This window comes from Vibrio sp. Vb1755, assembly GCF_033338635.1.
Taxonomy (GTDB): domain Bacteria; phylum Pseudomonadota; class Gammaproteobacteria; order Enterobacterales; family Vibrionaceae; genus Vibrio; species Vibrio alginolyticus.
Window position 1 is genome coordinate 1 of sequence record NZ_JAWOTA010000368.1, and the last position, 1,029, is coordinate 1,029.

General features: G+C 47.4%; 1 protein-coding gene. It reads left to right on the forward strand.

The annotated features are described in order from the left end of the window. Window positions 1-1,029, forward strand: a 1,029-nt coding sequence (gene pckA / locus R7E00_RS25190) for a phosphoenolpyruvate carboxykinase (ATP) (protein ID WP_318124935.1), incomplete at its 3' end; no start/stop codon positions are given.

Sequence of the window (1,029 nt, forward strand, 5' to 3'; positions counted from 1 at the left end):
CTGCATAACGTTAATGAGGTTGTTCGCAACCCAAGCTACGAATTGCTGTTTGAGGAAGAAACGCGCGCTGACCTAACTGGTTACGAACGCGGTGTGGTTACTGAATTAGGTGCGGTTGCTGTTGATACAGGCATCTTTACTGGTCGCTCACCAAAAGATAAATACATCGTTAAAGATGCGACGACAGAAGAACACATGTGGTGGACTTCTGACACCGTAAAAAATGACAACAAACCAATCACTCAGGAAGTGTGGAACGACCTAAAAGAGTTGGTGACTAACCAGTTGTCTGGCAAACGCCTATTTGTCGTTGACGGTTACTGTGGTGCTAACCCAGATACTCGCTTGAGCATTCGTGTGATCACAGAAGTAGCATGGCAAGCACACTTCGTAAAAAACATGTTCATTCGTCCTACCGAAGAAGAACTTGCAACGTTTGAACCTGACTTCGTAGTAATGAACGGCGCGAAATGCACCAACCCGAAATGGGAAGAGCAAGGTCTGAACTCTGAAAACTTCACGGTCTTCAACCTTACTGAGCGTACACAACTGATCGGTGGTACCTGGTACGGCGGCGAGATGAAGAAAGGTATGTTCGCCATGATGAACTACTTCCTTCCTCTGAAAGACATCGCATCGATGCACTGTAGTGCCAACATGGGCAAAGACGGCGACGTAGCAGTATTCTTCGGCCTATCTGGTACAGGTAAAACAACACTCTCTACCGACCCTAAACGCGCTCTAATTGGTGATGATGAGCACGGCTGGGATGACGATGGTGTCTTCAACTTCGAAGGCGGTTGTTACGCGAAAACCATCAAGCTATCGAAAGAAGCGGAGCCAGACATCTACAACGCGATCCGCCGCGATGCGCTGCTAGAAAACGTAACGGTTCGTAGCGACGGCTCTATCGATTTTGATGACGGTTCTAAGACAGAAAACACACGTGTTTCTTACCCTATCTACCACATCGAAAACATCGTTAAGCCGGTATCAAAAGGCGGTCACGCAAACAAAGTGATCTTCCTA